The sequence below is a fragment of the Ruegeria sp. AF2 genome (assembly GCF_056542025.1).
In genome coordinates, this window is record NZ_JBQFZC010000002.1 from 635816 (window position 1) to 657215 (window position 21400).

Annotated in this window: 16 protein-coding genes; 10 read left to right on the top strand and 6 right to left on the bottom strand. The window is 54.7% G+C overall.

Features of this window, described 5'->3' with window-relative positions; translation table 11 throughout:
* Positions 1-26: 26 nt before the first annotated feature.
* The 3 genes from ACR0NM_RS10665 to ACR0NM_RS10675 all read right to left on the bottom strand — a co-directional run bounded on the left by ACR0NM_RS10665 (position 27) and on the right by ACR0NM_RS10675 (position 2979).
* Entirely contained in the window at positions 27-815 is a 789-nt protein-coding gene (locus ACR0NM_RS10665; RefSeq protein ID WP_170515245.1) for an ATP-binding cassette domain-containing protein, read from the bottom strand.
* A 1-nt stretch (position 816) separates the two neighbouring features.
* A complete protein-coding gene (locus tag ACR0NM_RS10670; RefSeq protein WP_170408588.1) occupies positions 817-1941 on the bottom strand; it encodes an ABC transporter permease in 1125 nt (374 codons plus the stop codon).
* An 87-nt stretch (positions 1942-2028) separates the two neighbouring features.
* On the bottom strand, positions 2029-2979 hold the full coding sequence (locus tag ACR0NM_RS10675) for a sugar ABC transporter substrate-binding protein (RefSeq protein WP_170395010.1): 951 nt from the start codon (positions 2977-2979) through the stop codon (positions 2029-2031).
* 187 nt (positions 2980-3166) lie between these two features.
* Here ACR0NM_RS10675 and ACR0NM_RS10680 point away from each other — a divergent pair, with 187 nt between their 5' ends.
* The gene (locus tag ACR0NM_RS10680) at positions 3167-4171 is read left to right on the top strand and encodes a LacI family DNA-binding transcriptional regulator (protein WP_170395012.1); all 1005 of its coding nucleotides are present in this window, start codon (positions 3167-3169) and stop codon (positions 4169-4171) included.
* On the opposite strand, the gene ACR0NM_RS10685 is transcribed toward ACR0NM_RS10680, so the two are convergent.
* Genes ACR0NM_RS10685 through ACR0NM_RS10695 form a run of 3 tightly spaced genes read right to left on the bottom strand, consistent with a single transcriptional unit; the run spans position 4168 to position 7331 of the window.
* Positions 4168-5301: a Gfo/Idh/MocA family protein gene (locus ACR0NM_RS10685; protein WP_170408589.1), complete on the bottom strand. Its 1134-nt coding sequence runs from the start codon at positions 5299-5301 to the stop codon at positions 4168-4170. The genes ACR0NM_RS10680 and ACR0NM_RS10685 overlap by 4 nt on opposite strands.
* Before the next feature lie 13 nt (positions 5302-5314).
* Positions 5315-6208 (bottom strand): sugar phosphate isomerase/epimerase family protein, encoded by an 894-nt coding sequence (locus ACR0NM_RS10690; protein ID WP_170425992.1) that lies wholly within the window; start codon positions 6206-6208, stop codon positions 5315-5317.
* Between the two features lie 19 nt (positions 6209-6227).
* Positions 6228-7331 (bottom strand): Gfo/Idh/MocA family protein, encoded by a 1104-nt coding sequence (locus tag ACR0NM_RS10695; RefSeq protein ID WP_170648922.1) that lies wholly within the window; start codon positions 7329-7331, stop codon positions 6228-6230.
* A gap of 129 nt (positions 7332-7460) precedes the next feature.
* On the opposite strand from ACR0NM_RS10695, the gene iolD reads away from it, so the two are divergent.
* The 9 genes from iolD to ACR0NM_RS10740 all read left to right on the top strand — a co-directional run bounded on the left by iolD (position 7461) and on the right by ACR0NM_RS10740 (position 20952).
* Entirely contained in the window at positions 7461-9329 is a 1869-nt protein-coding gene (gene iolD / locus ACR0NM_RS10700; RefSeq protein WP_480614602.1) for a 3D-(3,5/4)-trihydroxycyclohexane-1,2-dione acylhydrolase (decyclizing), read from the top strand.
* On the top strand, positions 9329-10168 hold the full coding sequence (locus tag ACR0NM_RS10705) for a phytanoyl-CoA dioxygenase family protein (protein WP_480614605.1): 840 nt from the start codon (positions 9329-9331) through the stop codon (positions 10166-10168). The genes iolD and ACR0NM_RS10705 overlap by 1 nt, the downstream gene beginning before the upstream one ends.
* Positions 10165-11142, top strand: coding sequence for a 5-dehydro-2-deoxygluconokinase (iolC, locus tag ACR0NM_RS10710; protein WP_480614608.1), 978 nt, complete (start codon positions 10165-10167; stop codon positions 11140-11142). The genes ACR0NM_RS10705 and iolC overlap by 4 nt, the downstream gene beginning before the upstream one ends.
* 12 nt (positions 11143-11154) lie before the next feature.
* Positions 11155-12012 carry a 5-deoxy-glucuronate isomerase gene (locus ACR0NM_RS10715; protein ID WP_170395026.1) on the top strand — a complete coding sequence of 286 codons (858 nt, stop codon included), beginning with the start codon at positions 11155-11157 and terminating at the stop codon, positions 12010-12012.
* On the top strand, positions 12009-12839 hold the full coding sequence (locus tag ACR0NM_RS10720) for a class II fructose-bisphosphate aldolase (protein WP_480614611.1): 831 nt from the start codon (positions 12009-12011) through the stop codon (positions 12837-12839). The genes ACR0NM_RS10715 and ACR0NM_RS10720 overlap by 4 nt, the downstream gene beginning before the upstream one ends.
* A 1-nt stretch (position 12840) precedes the next feature.
* Positions 12841-13830, top strand: a complete 990-nt coding sequence (gene iolG, locus ACR0NM_RS10725; RefSeq protein WP_480614614.1) for an inositol 2-dehydrogenase — start codon at positions 12841-12843, stop codon at positions 13828-13830.
* A 2188-nt stretch (positions 13831-16018) separates the two neighbouring features.
* Positions 16019-18205, top strand: coding sequence for an adenylate/guanylate cyclase domain-containing protein (locus tag ACR0NM_RS10730; protein ID WP_480614617.1), 2187 nt, complete (start codon positions 16019-16021; stop codon positions 18203-18205).
* Positions 18206-18231: 26 nt separating this feature from the next.
* The gene (locus ACR0NM_RS10735) at positions 18232-19383 is read left to right on the top strand and encodes a phosphatase PAP2 family protein (protein WP_480614621.1); all 1152 of its coding nucleotides are present in this window, start codon (positions 18232-18234) and stop codon (positions 19381-19383) included.
* A gap of 21 nt (positions 19384-19404) precedes the next feature.
* Positions 19405-20952 carry a S8 family serine peptidase gene (locus tag ACR0NM_RS10740; RefSeq protein ID WP_223117251.1) on the top strand — a complete coding sequence of 516 codons (1548 nt, stop codon included), beginning with the start codon at positions 19405-19407 and terminating at the stop codon, positions 20950-20952.
* Positions 20953-21400 lie beyond the last annotated feature (448 nt).

Genomic DNA, 21400 nt, shown 5'->3' on the forward strand with positions numbered 1-21400 from the left:
AGCACAGCCAGCGGGGCAAAAAAGTATCAGACGGTTCCGCCCAGACTGCCTTCAAGCTCGACCATCTCCTGACCACCGGCCATCAGGTCCTGCAGCTCTTCCGGGGTGATCTGGCCACGCTGCGCCGTACCCAGCGTTTGACCGCGGTTGAGTACCGTGAACCGGTCCCCCACTGCCAACGCATGGCGGACGTTATGAGTAATAAAGACCACTGCAATACCCTGCTTGCGCACCTTGTCGATGGTCGCCAGAACGTTGGCTGTTTGGCGCACCCCAAGGGCCGAGGTCGGTTCATCCAAGATCAGAACCTTCGCCCCGAAATGCACCGCCCGCGCGATGGCGACGGTCTGGCGTTCACCACCTGACAGCGTGCCCACCGCCTGATCGGGTCCGCGCAGGTTGATCCCCATTTTCTTCATCTCTTCCATCGTGACCTTGTTGGCATAGTCATGATCAAAAAAGTGAAGAGGTCCGACCTTCTTTACCGGCTCATTGCCCATGAAGAAGTTGCGCGAGACCGACATCAACGGGATCATGGCCAGATGCTGGTGCACGGTTGCGATCCCGGCCTCGATGGCATCACGCGGGTCGGCGAAATGCATGGGGTGGCCTTCGAACAGAATCTCTCCGTGCGTAGGCTGGTGCACGCCCGACATGGTTTTGATGAAGGTCGACTTGCCCGCACCGTTGTCGCCGAGAAGGCAGTGGCATTCACTGGGGAACACGTCCACCGAGACACCCGCCAGCGCGATCACGCTGCCGAAGTGCTTTTCGATGTTTTTCATCTGGATGATGGGTTCATGTTCGGGATTCATATCAACGCTCTCCCGTGATGATGCGGCGAATATAGGTGTTGAGGATCACAGCCCCCAGCAGGATCACCCCAAGGAAGACCCGGAACAGCGAGCTTTCGACACCGGCAAAGAACAACCCCTGTTGCACCACCCCAAAGATCAGCGCGCCCAGCGCTGCGCCCAGTACCGAGCCGTATCCTCCGGTCAGAAGCGCGCCGCCGATGACCACGGCGATGATCGCCTCGAACTCTTTCAGCAAACCCCGGTCAGCACCAGCCGATCCGAACTCCATCACCTGACAGACGGCAAAGACGGTGGCGCAGAAGGCCGTGAACATAAACATCAGAATCTTGACCCGGTTCACAGGCACACCCGAGTTGCGCGCCGCTTCAGCATCCCCGCCCGAGGCGAAGATCCAGTTGCCGAACCGCGTTTTGGTCAGCAGCACGTGTCCAAAGATGATCAGTGCGATCGCCCAGACGATCAGCATTGGAATACCATCCACAACCGGCTGACCGGCGCGGGTGCCACGCTCGAATACGGCGATGATCCCGGCATCCCCGAGCCATTGGAACAATCCCTGCAAAATTTTACCACCAAAGATCGGCGCCAGCCAATCGCCTTCGGCTGCGTCTTTCACACCGCCGATAATAGTTTTGCGCTCGATCACCTGCGGCAGGAAGATGGTAAAGCCGCGCAAGATGAACAGAAAGGCCAGCGTTACGATAAAGCTGGGCAAACCAGTCCGGATCACGATCCAACCATTCAGCGCGCCGATTGCCACCGCCATTGCAAACGTGACGAGAATTGCCATCCAGACCGGCCACGCGAGCGTGACCGAAAAAATTGCGATCATCATGCCCGAAAAGCCGATCATCGACCCGACTGACAGGTCAAACTCACCGGCAATCATCAGAAGGCACGCACCTACGGCGATGATCATGAACTGCGCCGAGACAACTGACCAGTTCATCATGCCCTGTGCGTTGAACATGCCGCTGTCAAAAGCGAACAAAAGAAAGAAGGTGAAGACGGCAACGGTGCCAACCATCCCGCCGAGTTCAGGCCGGATCAAGGCCTTGCGCAGCGGCGATATTTCTTTAATCCGTTCGTCGGTTACAGCCGTGTTTTGAGCAGACTCGCTCATTAGAACGCCCCTCCGAGTTAAGCAGTGATTTTGCGTCAGATAGTTGTTGGCGGGCGCCGCTTTGGCGGGGCGCCCGCGCTGTAAGAATCAGCGGTACTCGCCAGCAAATTCTTCGATCTTGGTCAGACCATCAGCAGTTACGAAGCCGGGACCCGAATTGATATTGTTGCCCGGCAAAACGCCATAGCGGTGGTAGTTGGTCATCACAACAACCGGCAGGTAAGCCTGCAGGAAGGGCTGCTGATCAATTCCCCACTGGATCACGCCAGACTTGATGCCTTTGACAATCTCACCACCCAGATCGAAGGTGCCGAAATAGATGTCACCGGCCATACCATTTTCTTCCAGCGCCAGAATTGTCGGATCAGCCGAGGTTGGACCCAGTGTCAGAACCGCATCAGTATCCGGGTTCGCCGACAGATAGGCCAGCACGCGGTTCTTGATCTCGGCTGGGTCCTGGCCGGCGTCGATCATCTGATCCCCCAGTTCAATGCCCAAGCCGTCTGCAAAGCCCTGACAACGTTCCTGGCTTGAGGGCTGAACGATATAGTGGTTCACACAAAGGAACGAGCCGATGCCGTCACCTTTGGCGCGCTGGCCTGCAGCAAATCCGGCATCATATTCGGGCTGACCCACATACATCAGGGCACCAACTTCCCGTGCCTGATCCGGCGTACCAGTGTTCATGATGATGACATCAACGCCCGCATCAACCGCTGATTTGATCGGTCCGCTCAGCACATCATAATCCGCCAACGTGGTAATGATCCCGTTCGGACCCGAAGCAGCCGCCTGATCGATAATCCGCGCCATATCAGCAAGGTCGCCAGTGGGCGGATTGCGGTATTCGACTTCGACACCCATCTGGTCGCCTGCCAGCGCGATGCCGTTCTTGATCGTGTTCCACCAGCTGTCGCTGTCTGGCGCGTGGCTGACCAGAATGTATTTCTCACCTTCCGCCGCAGCGCCCGTGGCTGCGATCAGAGGCGTCGCAGCTACCGCCGCCGCCAGCGCCAACTTCTTCGTCAGTGAAGTCATGATGTCCTCCCAAAACTCATGTTATCGCGGATTGAGGCAGTCCTTCGCACCTCTCCGACTCGAGTTAGAGCATATCTGTCAAAATTTTGCAACCGGTTGCAAACGGTGTCAGATGTGTTTCATACTGTATCTGCCAAAGAATACAGGTAAAAGGACTGCCACTAAACGCAGGAAGGTCAGACGGATCATGGCTGTCACATTGAAAGAGGTTGCAGAACGCGCCGGCGTTTCACGTTCGGCGGTGTCGCGCACTTTCACCGATGGGGCCTCGGTATCCGACAAGATGCGCCGAAAAGTCGAGAAGGCCGCGCGTGAGCTGGGATACAGCCCAAATGCACTGGCTTCATCTCTGACCACAGGCCGAACTAAGCTGATCGGGCTGGTCTCGAACAACTTCCACAACCCGATTTTTCTTGAAGTTTTCGACCTCTTTACCCGGGGGCTGCAGGACCGAGGCCTGCGCCCGTTGCTGGTGAATCTGACCGACGAGGTTGAACCCGAAAATTCGGTACGAATGCTGCGCCAATATTCGGTCGATGGCGTTGTCGTAGCGTCGTCGACCTTGCCGCCCGGGTTCGCAAAAGCGTTTCGGGATGCTGGCGTACCAGTGGTGCACAGCTTTGGCCGGTCATCCTCTTCACCGCAGGTTCATGTGGTCGGGATCGACAATGTGGAATGCGGACGCATGGCGGCCCGCGAGCTGGTCGCGCGTGGTTATACGAAAGTAGCCTTTCTCGGCGGGCCCGAGGCGGCGACCTCGACTCAGGATCGCCATGCGGGATTCATGTCAGAGATGGCCCGGCATCCTAGCATTGATGTGACCTGCTCGTTTGCTGAGGCTTACTCATTCGATGCAGGTCGTCAGGAAATGCTACGCTTGCTGCAATCTGAGCGGGCTGATGCATATTTCTGCGGCGATGACGTGTTGTCCATCGGGGTGTTATCCGCAATTCTGGATAGTGGCCTAAAGGTGCCCGAAGACATCGGCATCATCGGCCTGAACGACATGGAAATGGCACGGTGGGAGAATATTGATCTCACCACCATCCATCAGCCGATCCGGCAAATCGTGAGTTCCTCGATCGAGCTAATGGTGGCAACCCTGAACGAACCCGACCGATATCCGGAGGCGCGGATATTCCCATGTTCGGTGGTGGAACGGGGCACATTGCGCCCCGTATCTGAGAGTTAACGAAACATCGGTGGCCGGGCATCCATCCACGCGCTGCCCTGTTTCGCCGACTCGACCGCTGTATGCACAGCCGCCATCGACCGCACGCCGTCTGCCGCATTGGGCAAGCCGTCGCGGGTTTCCCCGGCAATAGCATCTGCGAGATCGCAATAGATATTCGCAACCGCCAACGGGAACCCTTCGGGATGCGCAATCGCCACCCGGCTGAGTCGTTGCGCGTCTTCATGCAGCCCGCCTTCGCCTTTTTCTATGATCTGCAGGCGACCACCAACAGGCGTGTAGATAAGCTGGTTCGGCTGCTCCGACGCCCATCGAAGACCGCCGGTTTCTCCGAACACCTGAATGTCGAACCCGTGCTGCCGACCGATGGCGACCGAAGAGGTCCACAACCGGCCAACAGCGCCTTTTGTCGTGCGGAAGTTGACCATGGCATCATCTTCAAGTTCACGGCTGCCAATGGTTGAAGCAAAATCTGCAGACAGGGTCTCAACCTCATCATCCGCAATGAATCCGGCCATGTGCATCGCGTGGATACCGCAATCAGCGAACTGCCCGGAAACACCCGCCATCGCAGGATCATAGCGCCAGCGCACGCGTGGATTGTCAGCATCAGTGGCGTCTCCGTGATGGCCGTGACTGAAATTGGTAACGACCAGACGGATTTTGCCGATCTCACCTGCGCGCACCATCGCACGAGCCTGACGCACCATCGGATAAGCCGAGTAACAGTAGTTCACCGCGCAAATCTTCCCTGATTTCTCGGCGACTTTGACAATCTCTTCGCCCTCTTCCACCGTCATGGTCATGGGCTTTTCGCACAGCACGTTGAACCCGGCCTCAAGGTACGCTTTGGTGATCTCGAAATGCGTCGCATTTGGAGTGGCTACAGTGACCAGATCAATCCGATCCTCGCGCCCGCGCTCACCTTCCAGCATCTCGGTCCAGTCGCCGTAGGCTCGGTCTGCCGCGATACCCAATCGTTGGGCGTATTCGCGACCAATGTCAGGCCTGTGATCCAGCGCTCCGGCGGTGAATTGGAAATGCCCGTCCGCCAGCGCTCCCAGCCGGTGCGCCGGTCCGATCTGGCTACCTTCGCCGCCTCCGATCATGCCCCATTTCAGCTTGGTCATGGTCTGGACCTCCTTAACTGAAACCAATTGATTCAAGGTATTCACGATTCTTCCGCGCGTCCCCTACAGGATCAGGGTCGAGCGTTGGGTCGCAATCCTGCTCGACCGTGCACCATCCTGTGAAACCAGCGTCCAGCAGCACCTGGCGAACGGTTGGAAAGTCTACGTCGCCTTCACCCAGATTGCAGAAAATCCCCTGCCCGCAAGCATCATAGAAGCCCGTCCGATTGGCAATTACATCCGCTTTCACTGTCGGAGAGATATCCTTGAAGTGCATGTACGAGATCCGATCAACGTAGCGCTTCATGAAGCCGACCGGATCGAACCCGGCATAAGAGTGATGCCCCGTATCGAAGCAAATTTTAAGAAGGCTTTCATCGACCTCGTCCAGCAAACGGATAAGTTCAGGTTCAAAGTCCATGAAGCCCGCAGCATGAGCGTGCATCCCAACGGTCAGCCCGTATTCCTCGGACCCGATCCGCGCGCTTTCAGAAATCCGATCCCGGAACGCCGTCCACTCGGCCTTGTCCATCTGCTCAGCCTCATCGGCGCGACCAGCGGTTGGCGCGCGGCGGGGTGAGATCGCATCGATCAGCACCATGTGCTTCGCCCCATGCGCTTTCAATGCGCGAGCGGTGCGGTGGGTGGCGTCCAGCACGTCTTCCCACGCGTCGGGGTCGTGATAGTTGCGGAACACAACGCCGCCGATCAGTTCAAGATCATGCTCGGCCAGCGCATCGGCCAGCACCGCAGGGTCTTCGGGCATGAAACCCACCGGGCCGAGTTCGATACCCTTATACCCGGCCGCAGCGCATTCGCTGAGAACTGTTTTCCAATGCGGATTGCGCGGGTCCTGCGCAAATTCCACGCCCCAGGAACAGGGCGCATTGCCAATTCTGATGCTCATCTTGTCTTGTCTCCGATGCTCAGAAATCTTCGATATTTTTCCAGCTTTCATCCGCTGACGATGCCAATGCCGCAGCGACGACCCGGTTGACCTCATGCCCGTCGTGGAAGGTCGGCCAAACCGGTTTACCTGTCTCGATTGCACGCAAGAAATCGCGTGCTTCGATGATTATCTGGTCCTGATAGCCCGTGCCATGGCCAGGGCCCTGACAGAACGGCTCATAGTCCGGGTGTGCGGGGCCGGTCAGGATCTTACGAAAGCCACGCTCAGCTTCGGGACCCTCCATACGGTAGAGCCACAAAACGTTCTGGTCTTCCTGATCAAAGCGGATCGCACCCTTGGTGCCACTGATCTCATAGGCATAGCCCATCTTGCGCCCCGTCGCGATTCGACTGATATAGATCGATCCCATTGCTCCGTTCGCGAACCGCACCATCATCTGAGCGTGGTCGTCATTGTCAACTTCGCCACCCGGGCGGCTATTGTGCACGGTTTCGACCTCGGCCATCACGCGTGAAATCGGGCCGATCAAAGCCAGTGCAGCATTGATCATATGAGGCGCAAGATCACCCATCGTTCCGTTCGACATTCCTGTTGTACGCCAGGTTGCCGGGGCTTGAGGGTGCGCGTAGAAATCTTCGGTATGCTCACCCCGAAACCATGTGATGTCGCCGATCTCTCCTTCGGCTATCAGAGCGCGAGCGTATTGGCTGGCCGGGGTGCGGATATAGTTGAAACCAACCATGTTGGCCAAGCCCGAGGCCTCGGCCGCTGCTGACATCGCCGCACCATCCTCCAGCGACGCGCCCAAAGGCTTTTCACACAGCACCGGTTTGCCCAGCGCAAACGCTGCCTGAGCGATCTCGCGATGTGTTTCCGGAGGCGTGGCGATCACAACGGCCTCGACCTTCGGGTCGTTCACCAACACACGCCAGTCATCCGTCGAGCGCGCGAATCCATAGGCCTGACGATACCGCTCAGCGCTTTCCGATGACGAGGCGCACACCATCTCTAACCGTGGTCGCAAGGCCGTGTTGAACACTGCCCCAACGGAGGACATGGCGACCGCATGAGCCTTGCCCATATATCCGCCGCCTAGAATGCCAATGCCGATCTCTGCCATTCCGACGTCCTCCCTCGCTTTTTCTTGAAAACCATTTGCAACCGGTTGCAAAACTTGTATCGTGAGAATAGGACTCTCGCAAGCTGCATTCGGCACTGCATCATAATTTTCCTAAAGGAGCCCGCAGACATGTCCGCGCAACACGAAACTGTTTACCTGACAACGGCGCAGGCGATCATTCGCTGGCTGTCGAACCAGTTCATCGAGATCGATGGTCAGGAATATCGCCTATGTGGCGGGGGCTTCGGGATTTTTGGTCATGGCAATGTGACCTGCCTGGGCGAGGCACTGAATACTGTCCGGGATGAGCTGCCGTTGTATCGCGGACAGAATGAACAGAGCATGGGATTCGCCGCCGCAGGCTATGCCAAGCAGTGGCTGCGTCAGCGATTCATGTTCTGCACCGCTAGCGCAGGCCCCGGCACTGCGAATCTGTTGACTGCTGCTGGACTGGCCCATGCGAACCGGCTGCCAATGCTGATGTTGTGCGGGGACACGTTCATCACCCGCTTACCGGATCCGGTTCTGCAGCAGATGGAGAACTACTATGACCCGACGTTTGGTGTGAATGACGCCTTCAAACCGGTCAGCCGCTATTGGGATCGCATCACGCATCCGGCACAGGTCATTCAATCTCTGCCCGCCGCTATAGCGACAATGCTGGACCCGGGCGATTGCGGGCCGGCGTTCCTCGGGTTGCCACAGGATGTGCAGGGTTGGACCTATGATTACCCGGTGAAGTTCTTTGAGAAAAAAGTGCATCGCATTCGTCGCCAATCTCCCGATGCGGATGAAATCGCCGATGCCGCTACCGCGTTGGCAAGCGCGAAACGCCCGATGATCATCGCGGGTGGGGGCGTGCAGTATTCCAAAGCCGTGACCGAGCTGACCGAATTCGCCGAAAAGCTTCAGATCCCGGTCGTCGAAACCATCGCGGGCCGCGCCAATATGCTGGCGACCCACCCGCTGAACATTGGCCCGATCGGCGTCACTGGATCGGACAGTGCCAACGCAATTGCGGAGCAAGCCGATGTGATCGTCGCTGTTGGCACGCGGCTGCAGGATTTTACCACCGGATCGTGGACCGCCTTTGCCAAAGACGCTCAGTTCATCTCGATCAATGCTGCGCGGCATGATGCGGGTAAGCACATGTCCTTACCAGTTGTTGGGGATGCCAAGCTTTCAATTCAGGCTCTAACACAGGCAATTGACTACACGGCTGCATCCGATTGGGTTTCACTTGCGCAAGACGAGCGCCGCAATTGGGATGCTTACGTGGCTGAGAATGTGTCTTACGGGAACCGTCCAAATTCCTATGCTCAGGCCATCGGCGTTGTGAACGAACTCTGTGACTCGCGTGACCGCGTGGTCGCCGCTGCCGGAGGTCTGCCCGCTGAAGTCACCGCCAACTGGCGCACGCTGGATATTGGCACCGTTGATGTTGAGTTCGGATTCTCCTGCATGGGCTATGAGATCGCAGGCGCTTGGGGGGCGCGCATTGCCCAATCTGAGCGTGAGCCGGATAAGGACACGATTACGTTTTGCGGTGATGGCTCATATCTGATGCTGAACTCGGACATCTATTCCTCGGTTCTGAGCCGCAAAAAGATGATTGTTCTGGTGCTGGACAATGGCGGTTTTGCAGTCATCAACAAGCTGCAGAACAACACAGGCAACGAAAGCTTCAACAACCTGCTGGAAGACTGCCCCACCATCCCCGAAGCCTTTGGCGTTGATTTCGCGGCCCACGCGGCCTCGATGGGGGCCACCAGCGAAAAGGTCGCGAACCCGGCGGAACTGGCCGAAGCGTTCAAGCGCGCCAAGGCCAGCGACAAGACTTATGTGATTGTGATGGACGTGGACGCCTATGAAGGCTGGACCACTGAAGGCCATGCATGGTGGGAGGTTGGAACACCCCACACTTCGGCTAACGAGAAGGTTCGTGATGCCCATGTCGAATGGGAATCGACCCGCGAAAAACAACGCAAGGGCATCTGATGAAACGATTCAAGGCAGAAACGGCTGACCCAGACGTCATTGCGGATGAATTGCTGAACGGTGACGGAGTCGTCGCAATCTCGGGCCTTTTCACCCCTGAAGAGATCGCCGAGGCACGTGCCATCGTCATGGCCGAATCCGAATCGGCGGCCGAGAAAGTGACCCATTTCCAAGGCGCTGCGGAAGAAGATGGCAAACTGAACCTGCAGCGGCGGGTCTGGAACCTGTTGGCCAAGGGCGACGTGTTTTCACGCATGGCTGCGCATCCGGTTCTGATGAAGATCCTCCGCAAGTTTCTGGGGACCGAGTTCATCATGGGCTCGATCGCTGCCAATCGCATCCTGCCGGGCGGGCCGGGGCAGGAGCCGCATGTCGACTATCCCTATTGGGACTTTCACAGCCCCGAAACGCATCCCGTCGGTCTGAATGGATCATTTCCGATGAATGCACAGGTCTCGGTTTTGCTGGACCCGTTCACCAAGGAAAGCGGCGCGACCGGCTATGTACCCGGATCGCAGAAAGAGCTGCGTTATCCCACGCCCGAAGACAAGTTCTATGACAAATGCGAGCAGATGACCGGTGAGCCTGGTGATGTTGCTCTGTTCTATGGCGTAACGTGGCATTGCGCGATGCCGAACAAAGCGGATCACGACCGCAGCGCGATCCTGATCCAGTATCTGCCCAAATGGGTTAAACCGATGGAAGATATGCCCGCTGCGCTACCGCAGGATTTCCTTGATCAGGCAAGTCCCGATCTGCGGCAGTTGCTGGGCCTGAATTATCCCTACCCCGAGGTGCTGGATGCCGCGCGGGCAGGCAATACCGAGGGGCGCACGTGACTCTGATTGAAGGTATAAAAGGTAACCGCTTTGCCGTGTTCGGCAGGGTCGGAATGGACATGTTTGCGGATCCGGTCGGAACCAAAAGCGAAGACGCACAGTTGTTTCGCGCCGATCTGGGCGGATCAAGCGCCAATATCTGCGCCGGACTGGTGAAGCTGGGATCGCAAGCGGCGCTGGTCACCTCGGTCTCGGATGATGCCGTGGGGCGGTTCTGTGTGAACCGGCTGCGGGACTATGGCGTTGAAACGAGATATGTCCGAGCTGTGGGTGGCGAGGCGCGTACGTCCTTGGCTGTCTACGAAAGTTGCATCGAAGACTTTCAGAATGTCATCTACCGCAACGGCGCCGCTGATTTCCAGGTAACCGAGGCGGATATGGATGCGGTCGATTACAGCGCCTTCTCAGCCCTGATCACGGCGGGCACGGTGTTTGCTGCGGAACCCTCACGCTCGGCCACCTTCCGCGCATTTGAAAATGCGCGCGCCTCAGGTCTGCCGGTGATCTTCGACATCGATTACCGCCCCTATAGTTGGCCATCACCCGAAGTCGCCTCAGAGGTTCTGACCCGCGCAGGGAATGAAAGCGATCTGATCGTAGGCAATGATGAAGAGTTCGGCTTTATGGCGGGCGGCATCGAAAAAGGTTTAGACAAGGCCCGCGAATTGGCGGCCAACGGCAAGATGGTGATCTACAAGATGGGCCATGAGGGGGCCATTACGCTGGCAGACGGGCAAGAGGTCCGCACCGGCATCTACCCCGTTACCGCCGTGAAGCCCAACGGCGCAGGCGACAGCTTCCTGGCCGGACTGCTGGCCTCGATCGCTGCGGGGCATGACCTGCGCGATGCGGTGCTGCGCGGTTCGGCCTGCGCGTCGATCGTCGTGTCGAAACCCGGCTGCGCCGGGGCCATGCCGACGACGCCCGAACTTGACGAATTTCTGGCCCAACACCCGGGCTCCACGGATACCTGAAAGGAGACGCAGATGCATATTGCGCCCCATGACAACCAGAACAAACCTATCGTCGATGCCGACCATGATCTGGTGCCGCTAAACTATTTCAACATCGTCAAACTGAAAAAGGGCGAGGTGTTCGAATATGCCGTACCGGGCTATGAGACCTGCATCGTGCCCGCTACCGGTACCGTGGATGTCGATGTGGACGGCGCGATCTATACCAACCTTGGCAACCGCACCATCGACGTCTGGGATGGCGAGCCCGAGGGCGTATACGTTCCCGTCGGCGCCAAGGTTCGAATAACCTGCATGACGGATGAAACCGAAACCTTCATCGCGGGCGCAAAATTCGACCGTGTGCTTGAACCCTTTGATGTCCGCGTACCCGAGCTGGATCTGGTGCAGTATGGATCGGACGACACCAAAACCCATCGAAAGATCAAACACATTCTGGGCGCGAACCATCACGACAAGGTCGGCCGCTTGCTGGTGTCTGAACTTTATACCGTGGGTCAGGGCGGCTGGTCCGGCTTTCCCAGCCACAAACATGACACCGACCGCAAAAGCGACGATGGCGAAATGATCGAAACCCGCCATGACGAAACCTATAATTTCCGCTTCCGGCCCAACTATGGTTCTGGCGTCCAGATGCTGCAGCGCGAAGACAACAAGCCGGGTGATGCCTATCACATCATGGATGGCTCGACGATCCTGCTGGACAAGGGCTATCACCCCTGCGCAGTTTTGCCGGGGTATGAAATGTACTATTTCACCATCCTTGGCGGGCTCAGTCAGCGCTCGCTGAAGCAGTATTTCCAACCGACCCATGCAGCCCAGCTGCATACGATCCCGGGGATTATGGACATGGTGGCCAAGTTCAAATGAGCCTTGTGACATTATCGGACGTGCTGCAACCCGCGCTGCGCGACGGCTATGCCGTGGCCGGGTTGGTGACGCTGGGCTGGGAGGACATGCGTGCCTACGTGGCCGCATCAGAAGCCGAAGGCGTGCCGATCATCCTGCAAGCCGGCCCATCATGCCGCGAACACACGCCGCTGCCGGTTCTGGGCAAGATGTTCCGCCATCTGGCCGAATGTGCCAGCGTGCCCGTCGTGGCACATCTGGACCATGGCTACACCCATGACGAATGCCACATCGCCATCGACAGCGGCTTCACCTCTGTCATGTTTGACGGCTCACGCAAGCCTTTGGAACAGAATATCGCCGAGACCGCTGCAATTGCCGAGATGGCCCATGCCGCTGGTGTCTCCTGCGAGGGGGAAATCGGTTTTGTCGGCTATTCGGGTGGTGAAGGTTCGGACGGAACCGACCCCGAGGAAGCCGCGCAATTCGCCCGAGAGACCGGCGTGGATGCAATGGCGATCTCGGTCGGCAACGTCCATTTGCAGCAGAACAAAGAGGGCGGTCTGGACGAGGCCCGTATCCGCGCCATCGAAGCCGTGACCGATATACCTCTGGTAATCCATGGCGGCTCGGGCGTGCCGGTTGCGCAACGTGCTGCGCTGGCGCGCGGATCAAAAATCTGCAAATTTAACATCGGGACCGAGCTGCGAATGGCCTTTGGGAATGCCCTGCGAACGGCCGTGAATGCCGATCCGGACAGGTTCGACCGCGTTCAAATACTGAAAGATACACATGAACCGGTGGTCAAGGCGACGCGCCGGGTACTGAAAGCGTTCAAAGGGGCATGACATGCTGAATATCGGGCTATTGGGGTGCGGGCGGATCGGCCAGGTTCATGCGCGCTCGATCGGGCAGATTGATGGCGCACGGGTGAGCGCAGTGGCGGACGCATTCACAGAACCGGCTCAGATGCTGGCCGACAAAACTGGCGCACAGATCCTGTCGGCGGACGAACTGATCGAAAGCAAAGATGTCGATGCTGTCGTCATCGGTACTCCGACCGACACCCATTACGATCTGATCCATAAAGCGGCGAATGCCGGCAAAGCGATCTTCTGCGAAAAGCCGGTGGACATGTCCGCTGACCGCATCCGCGACTGCATCAAGGTGGTCGAAGCCACCGGCGTGCCCTTCATGACGGCCTTCAACCGCCGCTTTGATCCGAGCTTTGCCAATATTCAATCCCGCATCGCCGAAGGTGAGATCGGCGCGGTCGAAATTGTCACCATTCTGTCCCGCGACCCCTCGCCGCCACCGATCAGCTATATCGAAAGCTCGGGTGGGTTGTTCCGCGATATGATGATCCATGACTTGGATATGGCACGTTTCTTGCTGGGCGAAGAACCTATCAGCGTTTACGCTGTTGGATCATCGCTCGTCGATCCCGAGATCGGCAAAGCCGGAGACGTCGACACCGCAGCCGTAACCCTGACGACAGCCAGTGGCAAGATTTGCCAGATCTCCAACTCGCGCCGCGCCAGCTATGGCTATGATCAGCGCATCGAGGTGCATGGCGAGAAGGGCATGTTGCGGGCCGAAAACATGTTGGAGAATGCGGTTGAGGTCGCGACTCCGTCGGGTTTCCGCAAAGCCCCCGCCCAGCATTTCTTTCTTGAACGCTACGAAGGCGCCTATCAAGCCGAGATGGCCCATTTCACTGCCGCTGTGTCCGGATCAGGACAACTTGCAGCAGGTATCATCGATGGGCTGCGGGCTCAGTTGCTGGCCGATGCGGCGGATGCGTCCTTGAAGCAGGGCACCGTTATCAGCCTCGCTTGAGGTTTTTGGGAAATCATCGAGGTTCAAGGTACGACGCGCCAAACTCGTACCCCCTCAAGAAATCATCAGACATCTTCTAGGCGCGCCGTATCGTTTTGGTATCTGGGCGAGATGTCCGGAATGTGTCTGAAAGATTAATTTTCCCAACTACGGGGAACCCCCAATATACGGGCCTACACGCATCGCATAACCTGAGCTCAACGGACCACTTTCACTGATCCGTGTATCCCCTTCAGAGGGGTTGGCTCGACCCCCTCGCCAACCCCTCTGCTAGATGGAATACGAGGCGACGCTTTCAATCTAATACCGCTATCGCGAGATTTGGACGATGCGGGCTTTAGACCTGTTCACTTTCCGCGACGACGGCGTCACCGATGGACGACAAAGAAGTGTATGGTATTTCTTTAATTGTTTAATTTCATAACCTTATCGTAAAGCCTTCGGCGCCCCTAGAGAACAGTTGTCACGAGCGCGACAACATGCGCTTAAAGGCCCTACAGCTTTGCGGTGCTACGTTAGATCGCTGAAACAAGCGCATTCACGGCTCCGGCAAAACCAGCCACTGCCACAACACTTGCCAAAATGACGCAAAGGATTTCCAACGCACTGAGTTTCATATCGGCCCCCACCGGAATGCTGCACCCGGCATAGAGCAAGTCTTGAAAGGCGAAAAGTGAGCTTATGTTTACGTTGCGGAAACTTGCTATCCAGGTAGCGCTTACTTGCTCAGATACCGCTCTCAGGACGTTAGTTGGGGTCGTTCTGATGGCATTTCTATCTTGACCTGTTGCACCTCTGCATCGCCGATTGCACATCATTCGGCGCGCAACGATCAATGGAAAGATACCTGAAACTGCGCCCATAGAATCTAATGGCGCTGTCGAAGTACATCATAACTACACCCAGATGCGCGATACAAAAGGTTTGAACGCGCATTGTATCAACGCCACCGAAAATGCGCTTCATTCATTGGACGATCAGAAGACTGCTCGTGGGGCGGCATATCGAACTAGGTAACCCCCTCAAATCCAGTTGGAAAAACTAGAAAGTGCTAAAATAAAGACATGCCGCCCTCTGTGCCAAGATGGCATTATGGCAAAAATGTGTCCACGGCTAAATTCGAAACTCTTAGTTCGTGAATTGGAAACAAGATGTTTCGGAAAGATTCTCGGGGCCACTGAGAACCCTGCACTTCGAAGGTGCTCAGTGATGAGAGTTTGAATTCGAAGGATAACTCTATGACGTCACTCTCTCCACCCATGAAGATGGCTCGATAAGCGGACCATCGCTGCTTGGTGTCCTTCTCAGCAGAAACTACGATACCTCTCATTGGATGAGGGATAGCCTCATCAAGCTTCAACCGAATTGCACGGCCAACACTGGATGGGCACTTCCCGAGCTACTGAACTGACACTTTAAACTGGAATGCATCTTGCTTCCCCATCTGTGCCCATCGCGCATCCTTCGTTCCAGAGAACGGGTCAAGTCATCAAACCTTGGGAGCAAAATTTGTTGTAAACAAAAACGAGGGAGTTCTAGGTTAGTTCAATATACTTCAACTGATAAGCATCCATTTTGACGAAATATAGTACAATGCTTCAATTGGTAGAAATCCAAAGATCTAATTCAATTATAACACGACGCTTGGGTTTTACCGTTGTGTTGTCATAGAGAAAGATGAATTAGCAGGCTTGAAGTCTTGGTACGTGTTGATGCAAAAATTGAAGCCAATGACAAGATGTCAAGAAACGCCTTTTGTCGATATTCAAGTGGCATTAACTCTTTGACCTCTTAATGTGCATCCTTATCTCGCGCTGCGACGGTGCGTTTCATTCTTATTCACCGGAATCAAGCACTTATGAAGTAATGCGGAAGCTTTCCCTCTTTAACATCTACCAATGACCGGAAAGTATCAGTTCATATCACCCACCACTAAATTTATTTATTTATATCTGGCACTTAACAAATACCTGCGTTCGCAATTGCAAATGTCGAGCGCGTTTAGTGTCGACGAGTTACTGAGATTAGTGTACTACTGACCCTAACTGTGGGGTTATTTTTATTTAAATCAATCGATCAGGGTGTCGAATTTTAGGCATTAGAAACGTTTAATCTATTTACTTTGAGGTCAAGATATGGGGTAGACCAGACAAAGTTTTCCAAGACTAAAACACCCGAAGCCCGCCTAATGGCCATCGTGTTCATTGATGCATGTGGGTACTCGTTAGCGGTTCGCGAAACTGAAATGCGAACCCTATCCACTATTCGCGCGGATCTGAATTTAGCCAGTGAAGTAGTGGTCGCTCTTGGAGGTGAAGTCACGGGTATTGCTGGTGATGGTTTTTGCGCGACATTCAGAAGTGTTTCAATCGCGGTAGAAGCCTCGTTGAGGGTACAGGAAACTCTTTCCGAACAAGTCGGGAACTATGATCGCGGATTCAGGATCGGTGTGCATGTTGGTGATACATTTGAAATAGACCGCCAAATCATAGGGAATACCGTAAACACCGCGGCCCGTATCGAAAGTGCTGGATCGGCCGGTGATGTCCTGGTCTCCAGTGCGGTCCGAAATTCGCTTCAGGGTGGAAACGACTTTCGGTTTGTCTCCATCGGCTACCCAACACTAAAAAATCTGGGAAACTCTCTCGAGTTATTCAAGGTGATCAGGGTTTCGGACCAAGGGTCGCTGTCAAAGGCTCGTCTCGAATTGATTGGGTATCCGAAGTATTGGGGCTCCCAAAACACTTTGCTGGACCTAAGCAACGAGCAGACAATGCTTCTCTCGCTCTTAGCTTGCTCTCAAGGTGTTTTTTCAGCGCATCGGGCTGGCGAAATTATTTGGGAGGACCAGTCTACTTCTGAAAGGTCTGCTTTATTGGAGCGGCTCGTTGACGCCACCAATGAACACACGGGTTTGGCAACCCTAATCAGTGTAGTTCGCGACAAAGATCTCATTTGCCTCAATCAACAAGAATTGGAAATAGACGTAACGGAGCCAGCAGCAGAACTATCGAATAATAAGCTGTTGGAGGGTTTCAATTGCCGCAATGCTGCTTTCATGGATTGGCTCCAGCATCAACGGTCTGCGGTTCGATGCATCAACCAAGATGGTGCTAATCTAGTAAGTAAAACCGATCTCACAACTCAGCCAACGCCTAATGCGTCATGGGTAGAAACTACGAGAACAAATTTCGTAATTGGCCTTCTAGCCTCAGATGTGGGAGCGGGATCGGAAAAAGCCTCTTTCGTAGCAAATATCGTCGCAGAGCAGCTATCAAAATCTCTTTCGGAAACCGAGGCCCTGATTGTTCAGGACTATCGCACCCCGAACGTGCCCGGGCCATACAACTCCAGCCCCAGCCACGGTGTTGGTCCCGACTTGTTTCTTCAGTGCAGAGCGTCAGCCTGCGAAAGCATGCTTCAAGTTTCTGTCACTGCAATGCGCCCCGAGGACCGGAAAGTTATTTGGAATCAGAATGTGGTGGCTGATCAGGGCGACTTTCTTGGGCTCTCGACCTCCAGCGTTGCAGCTTTTGTAAGCTACGCTACCGATGCGCTCCTCACGGCATTGGTGAATGGGCGTCATATGCGAGACCCCGCTGCCCATCATGCTGCAAAGACGGCGATCTCAGCAGTCCATCACTTGCTAACAATGTCCGGACCCGGTTTGGACCATTTGCAGGCAGACATATTGGCGGCCTACGAAATCGACCCCAAGCCTGTTTACTTGGCCTGGCTAGCATATTTTACGACGTTCCAAATCGGCGAACGTTACGGAACGTGGGACATTGAGCTTGAAGAAAGAGCACGAGAGCTAGCGAGGCGAGCAGTCGAAGCTGACGCAGATAACGGGACCGTTTTAGGGCTTGTCGCTCACGTCTATTCCTACGTGTTCCGCGAGTTTTCGATTGCTCAGGACCTTTCTGACAGAGCCCTGGAGCTGAGCCCATATCGTGCAATGTGTTGGGATTCTGCTGCGATGCTCTATTGCTATACCGATCGTCCGAGGCTTGCAGTGGAGGCCGCGAACAAAGCTAGGGTTATCGGACGGCACAGCCCTTATCGTCATCTATTCGACGGCGCAAGCTGCGTAGCTTCGTTGGTAAATGGCGACTTCGAACAAGCCGTCAAATTTGGCGAAAACGTAATGGCGGTACAACCACAGTTTAAAGCAGTTATGCGCTATCTGGCGGCATCTTACGGTCACTTGGGCGATCACACCAAAGGTGAGAAAGCGTTACATCGACTTGTCGAATTGGAGCCAGACATGTCTCTCACAAGTATTCGAGAAGACTGGTTTCCGGTTCCAACCCGCTTCAGCGCAAAACTTATGGAGGATGGTCTGAGCCGTATCGGGCTGCCAAAACAAATTTAGTATTTCGATCAAGGGAGGGGGATTCATTGAATTACGTTAATTTTCTCAACAACTTCGGTATGCTCGTTCGGCGTGGGGAATTGATTTCGTGTAAAGTTTTAAAGCTGGCGAACTTGGGCGCAGAGGACAATCCTGAGCGAAATAGGGATGAACTTGTATCGCTAATCTATGACGAACAGCAGCAAACATTCTGGGCGTACATCAATGCGATTCGTGAGATCAAGGACGACATAATTGATGATCCAACACTTGAAAAATTGAATTTGTTTTTTGATGAGATGACTCTGGTAGATCGTCTTCAGCGGAACGAACAAGTAGCTAATTCGGTTGCCACAGAAATTGGAAGCCGGTCTGCACTCGGAGCCGCTGTAATCGCGATGGGTCAGTCTTCATCCTTTGCCCTGAACCGCAACAGAAATAGAAACCGCAATAGAAACAGGAATCGAAATAGAAACAGAAATAGGAATCGAAATAGAAACAGAAACCGCACTGAGTTCGATTTCGGTGGGAGCGATGCCTCATTTGGGTGGCGCGAAATGCGTGATCTCTGTAAAATTGGCATTCCTATTGATACAAGTATTCTCGGGAAAATCTGGGAGAATATTGATCTTCTACCACCTCCAGGACCCGATGAAAGCCTGAACGAAACCACTCATCTGCTGGAGCTTCAGGAGCAACTGAAACAGCCAGATCAAGTGCGCCGTCGCGACGAAATTGTTGCGCAAGCGCAGTTCGGAATTGACGATTACCTGACCCCTTTAGGGATTGACGAGCAGGGCGGATTTGATGCGACGAAGGCCTTGATGGTCATCCTGCTGGAAATCACCAACGAGATCGGCCTTACTTACAAGAATAGGTTCAGCCGACCTCGACCAAACATCGTGCAGCCGCTTATCCGTCCTTACATCCCCGTACCCTATCACGCTGCATATCCATCCAACCATTCTTATCAATCATTCGCGATTGCAGAGCTGTTCTCTCGGCTGGTTCCAGAGCATCCGGGAACGATAGCGCTTTTCCATCGCGCCCAGCGTATTGCCGAGAACCGAGAATGGGCAGGTCTACACTACCCAAGTGATACAGCTGCAGGACGAAGTCTCGCAAAGAAAACAGTGGTTTATCTAACAGAAGCTCTCGATGAACTGATGGATGAAGCCCAAGACGAATGGCTGGGATAGCTACAAAGGGGAGGTGAGCCAATGCCTGTTGGCGATGAGTTATATAAACGTTACTACTATCTTTGGCATCTGGTGGCGATCAATGCGATTTCCGTACCAACTGGCACCTCATCTGGTGAGGTTTGCCCGACGATAACTGGTGTCGAATGGGATTTTGCAGGACGGGATGTAAAAATTGGCCTCATTGATATGGGGGTGGCCCGGCATCATCCAAACTTAGAAGCGCCAGAGGCCCCCCTTCCCCCTCCAGATCAAGTTATTTGGAATGACGCAATTGATCTAGCGAGCCACCCGTATGGAGCAAAGTACGAGGAGTTATCGGCATATCCTGCAGCAAACAGACACCGCGAGCTACCAGAACAACATTTGACCGGAATCAGCGCTTTGGTCATACCTGGTCTCGACCCCGAAGAAACCGAGATAATTAACAGAATTAGTAACGGTTTTGGCGTCAAGCGTTACGTCGATGCCTATGATGATCGGTATGCCGCTCACGGGACTGGATGCGCTGGCCTGACTAGCGGTACCAGTTATGAATTGGATCAGTTCGGCAATGCGGGTAATGTTGCCCCTTACTTTGGCGTAGACCCGCTAAGCAAAGTAGTTCCTATCACAACTTCAATATCTCCTAGCCCTGAAGAACTGATAGCGGCCTTTCTATATGCAGAAGCGAAAGGTGTGGATGTCATTCTATTTCCGCGCGATGCCGCTGACCCTTCGTATTGGCCCGGCTATCCAACCTCTTTTGACGATGATGAAGAGACCCGCCTTCATAAAAGCAAGGCGGGAGAAGTTCATGAAGATATTTTGGATATCCAAAAATCCTGGGCTCTACTTGAGAAAGTCATAGAATGGGTAAGCAAGCAGACGCCTGTTGTATGCGCCGCAGGTAATGAGGGCAGGAGTGAACTGATTTACCCGGCTAGTTTGTCATCCAATCCCGCAAACGGTGTCATTTCAGTAGGCGCCGTCAATTACAACGGCTATCGATCGGGTTATTCCAACTACTCGGGTGATCTGACCGTAGTCGCACCTTCAGATGACGGAGAAGTATATAACAGATACCAAATCCGATTGGACCGTCGCGCTGCTTCAGCAGGCGACTTCTGGGTAGAGAACGTGCACAAAAAGCGCGAACCACCTTATGATGATATCCCTGAAATTTCATTTGCCTCACAACGGTTACTTTCCTTGGATGTTCCAGGACCGAGGGGCTACGTGGAAGGAACATTCGCTGGCCCTGTGAAGAAACGAGAAAGTGCGCGCGACGATCCTTCGGGATTATATGCTGAATTTGGAGGCACATCGGGTGCTGCTGCCTTGGTCGCCGGAGCAATCGCGATGATGCAGCGCAAGTCGACTTCAAAGGTGTCAGGTGTTGACGTCAAGAACATTTTCGAAGGTTTTTCGGCTGATACCAATAAACTAAATCTAGACCACTGGTATTGGTTAGATGCAGGGTCATCTTTGCAGCCAGATGCCATGAACTCATATACAACACCGAGCACAGATGAGCTTTTTGGGCAAGCAGGACTATTGGACGTCGCAAAACTACTTTTACAGGTTTGAACAAACTAGGACGTGTGATTGGTTGATACCGCTCCTTTCAAGGCATTTTGCCGCAAAGGAGATTGAATATGGGAATGAAGCGCACGGATTGATTCGTCTCTGCTGCGAGACGGATCAAGCTGATCATTGGGCTTTCATGCAAACAAACTGCGTTTGAACGCGGCATTGGCATTAAGCGATCGGAACGCTTGGCGCAGAATACCAATATCGCGCCATTAATGGGTTGAGATCAGAAGCACGTAGAGCGATAGATTCAGGGTCATCCCTATTCTCCCATTCTTCCTCACGCGTCGATTTTGGAGCGTGGCGCGATGAGGTGAAGACGTTAAGCAATTGCTCCGGGTGATCAATTGTAGTCTGCACGGGCTGTGTTTGGATTTTCTAAAGTTGGTTGCGGGAGCAGGATTTGAACCTGCGACCTTCAGGTTATGAGCCTGACGAGCTACCG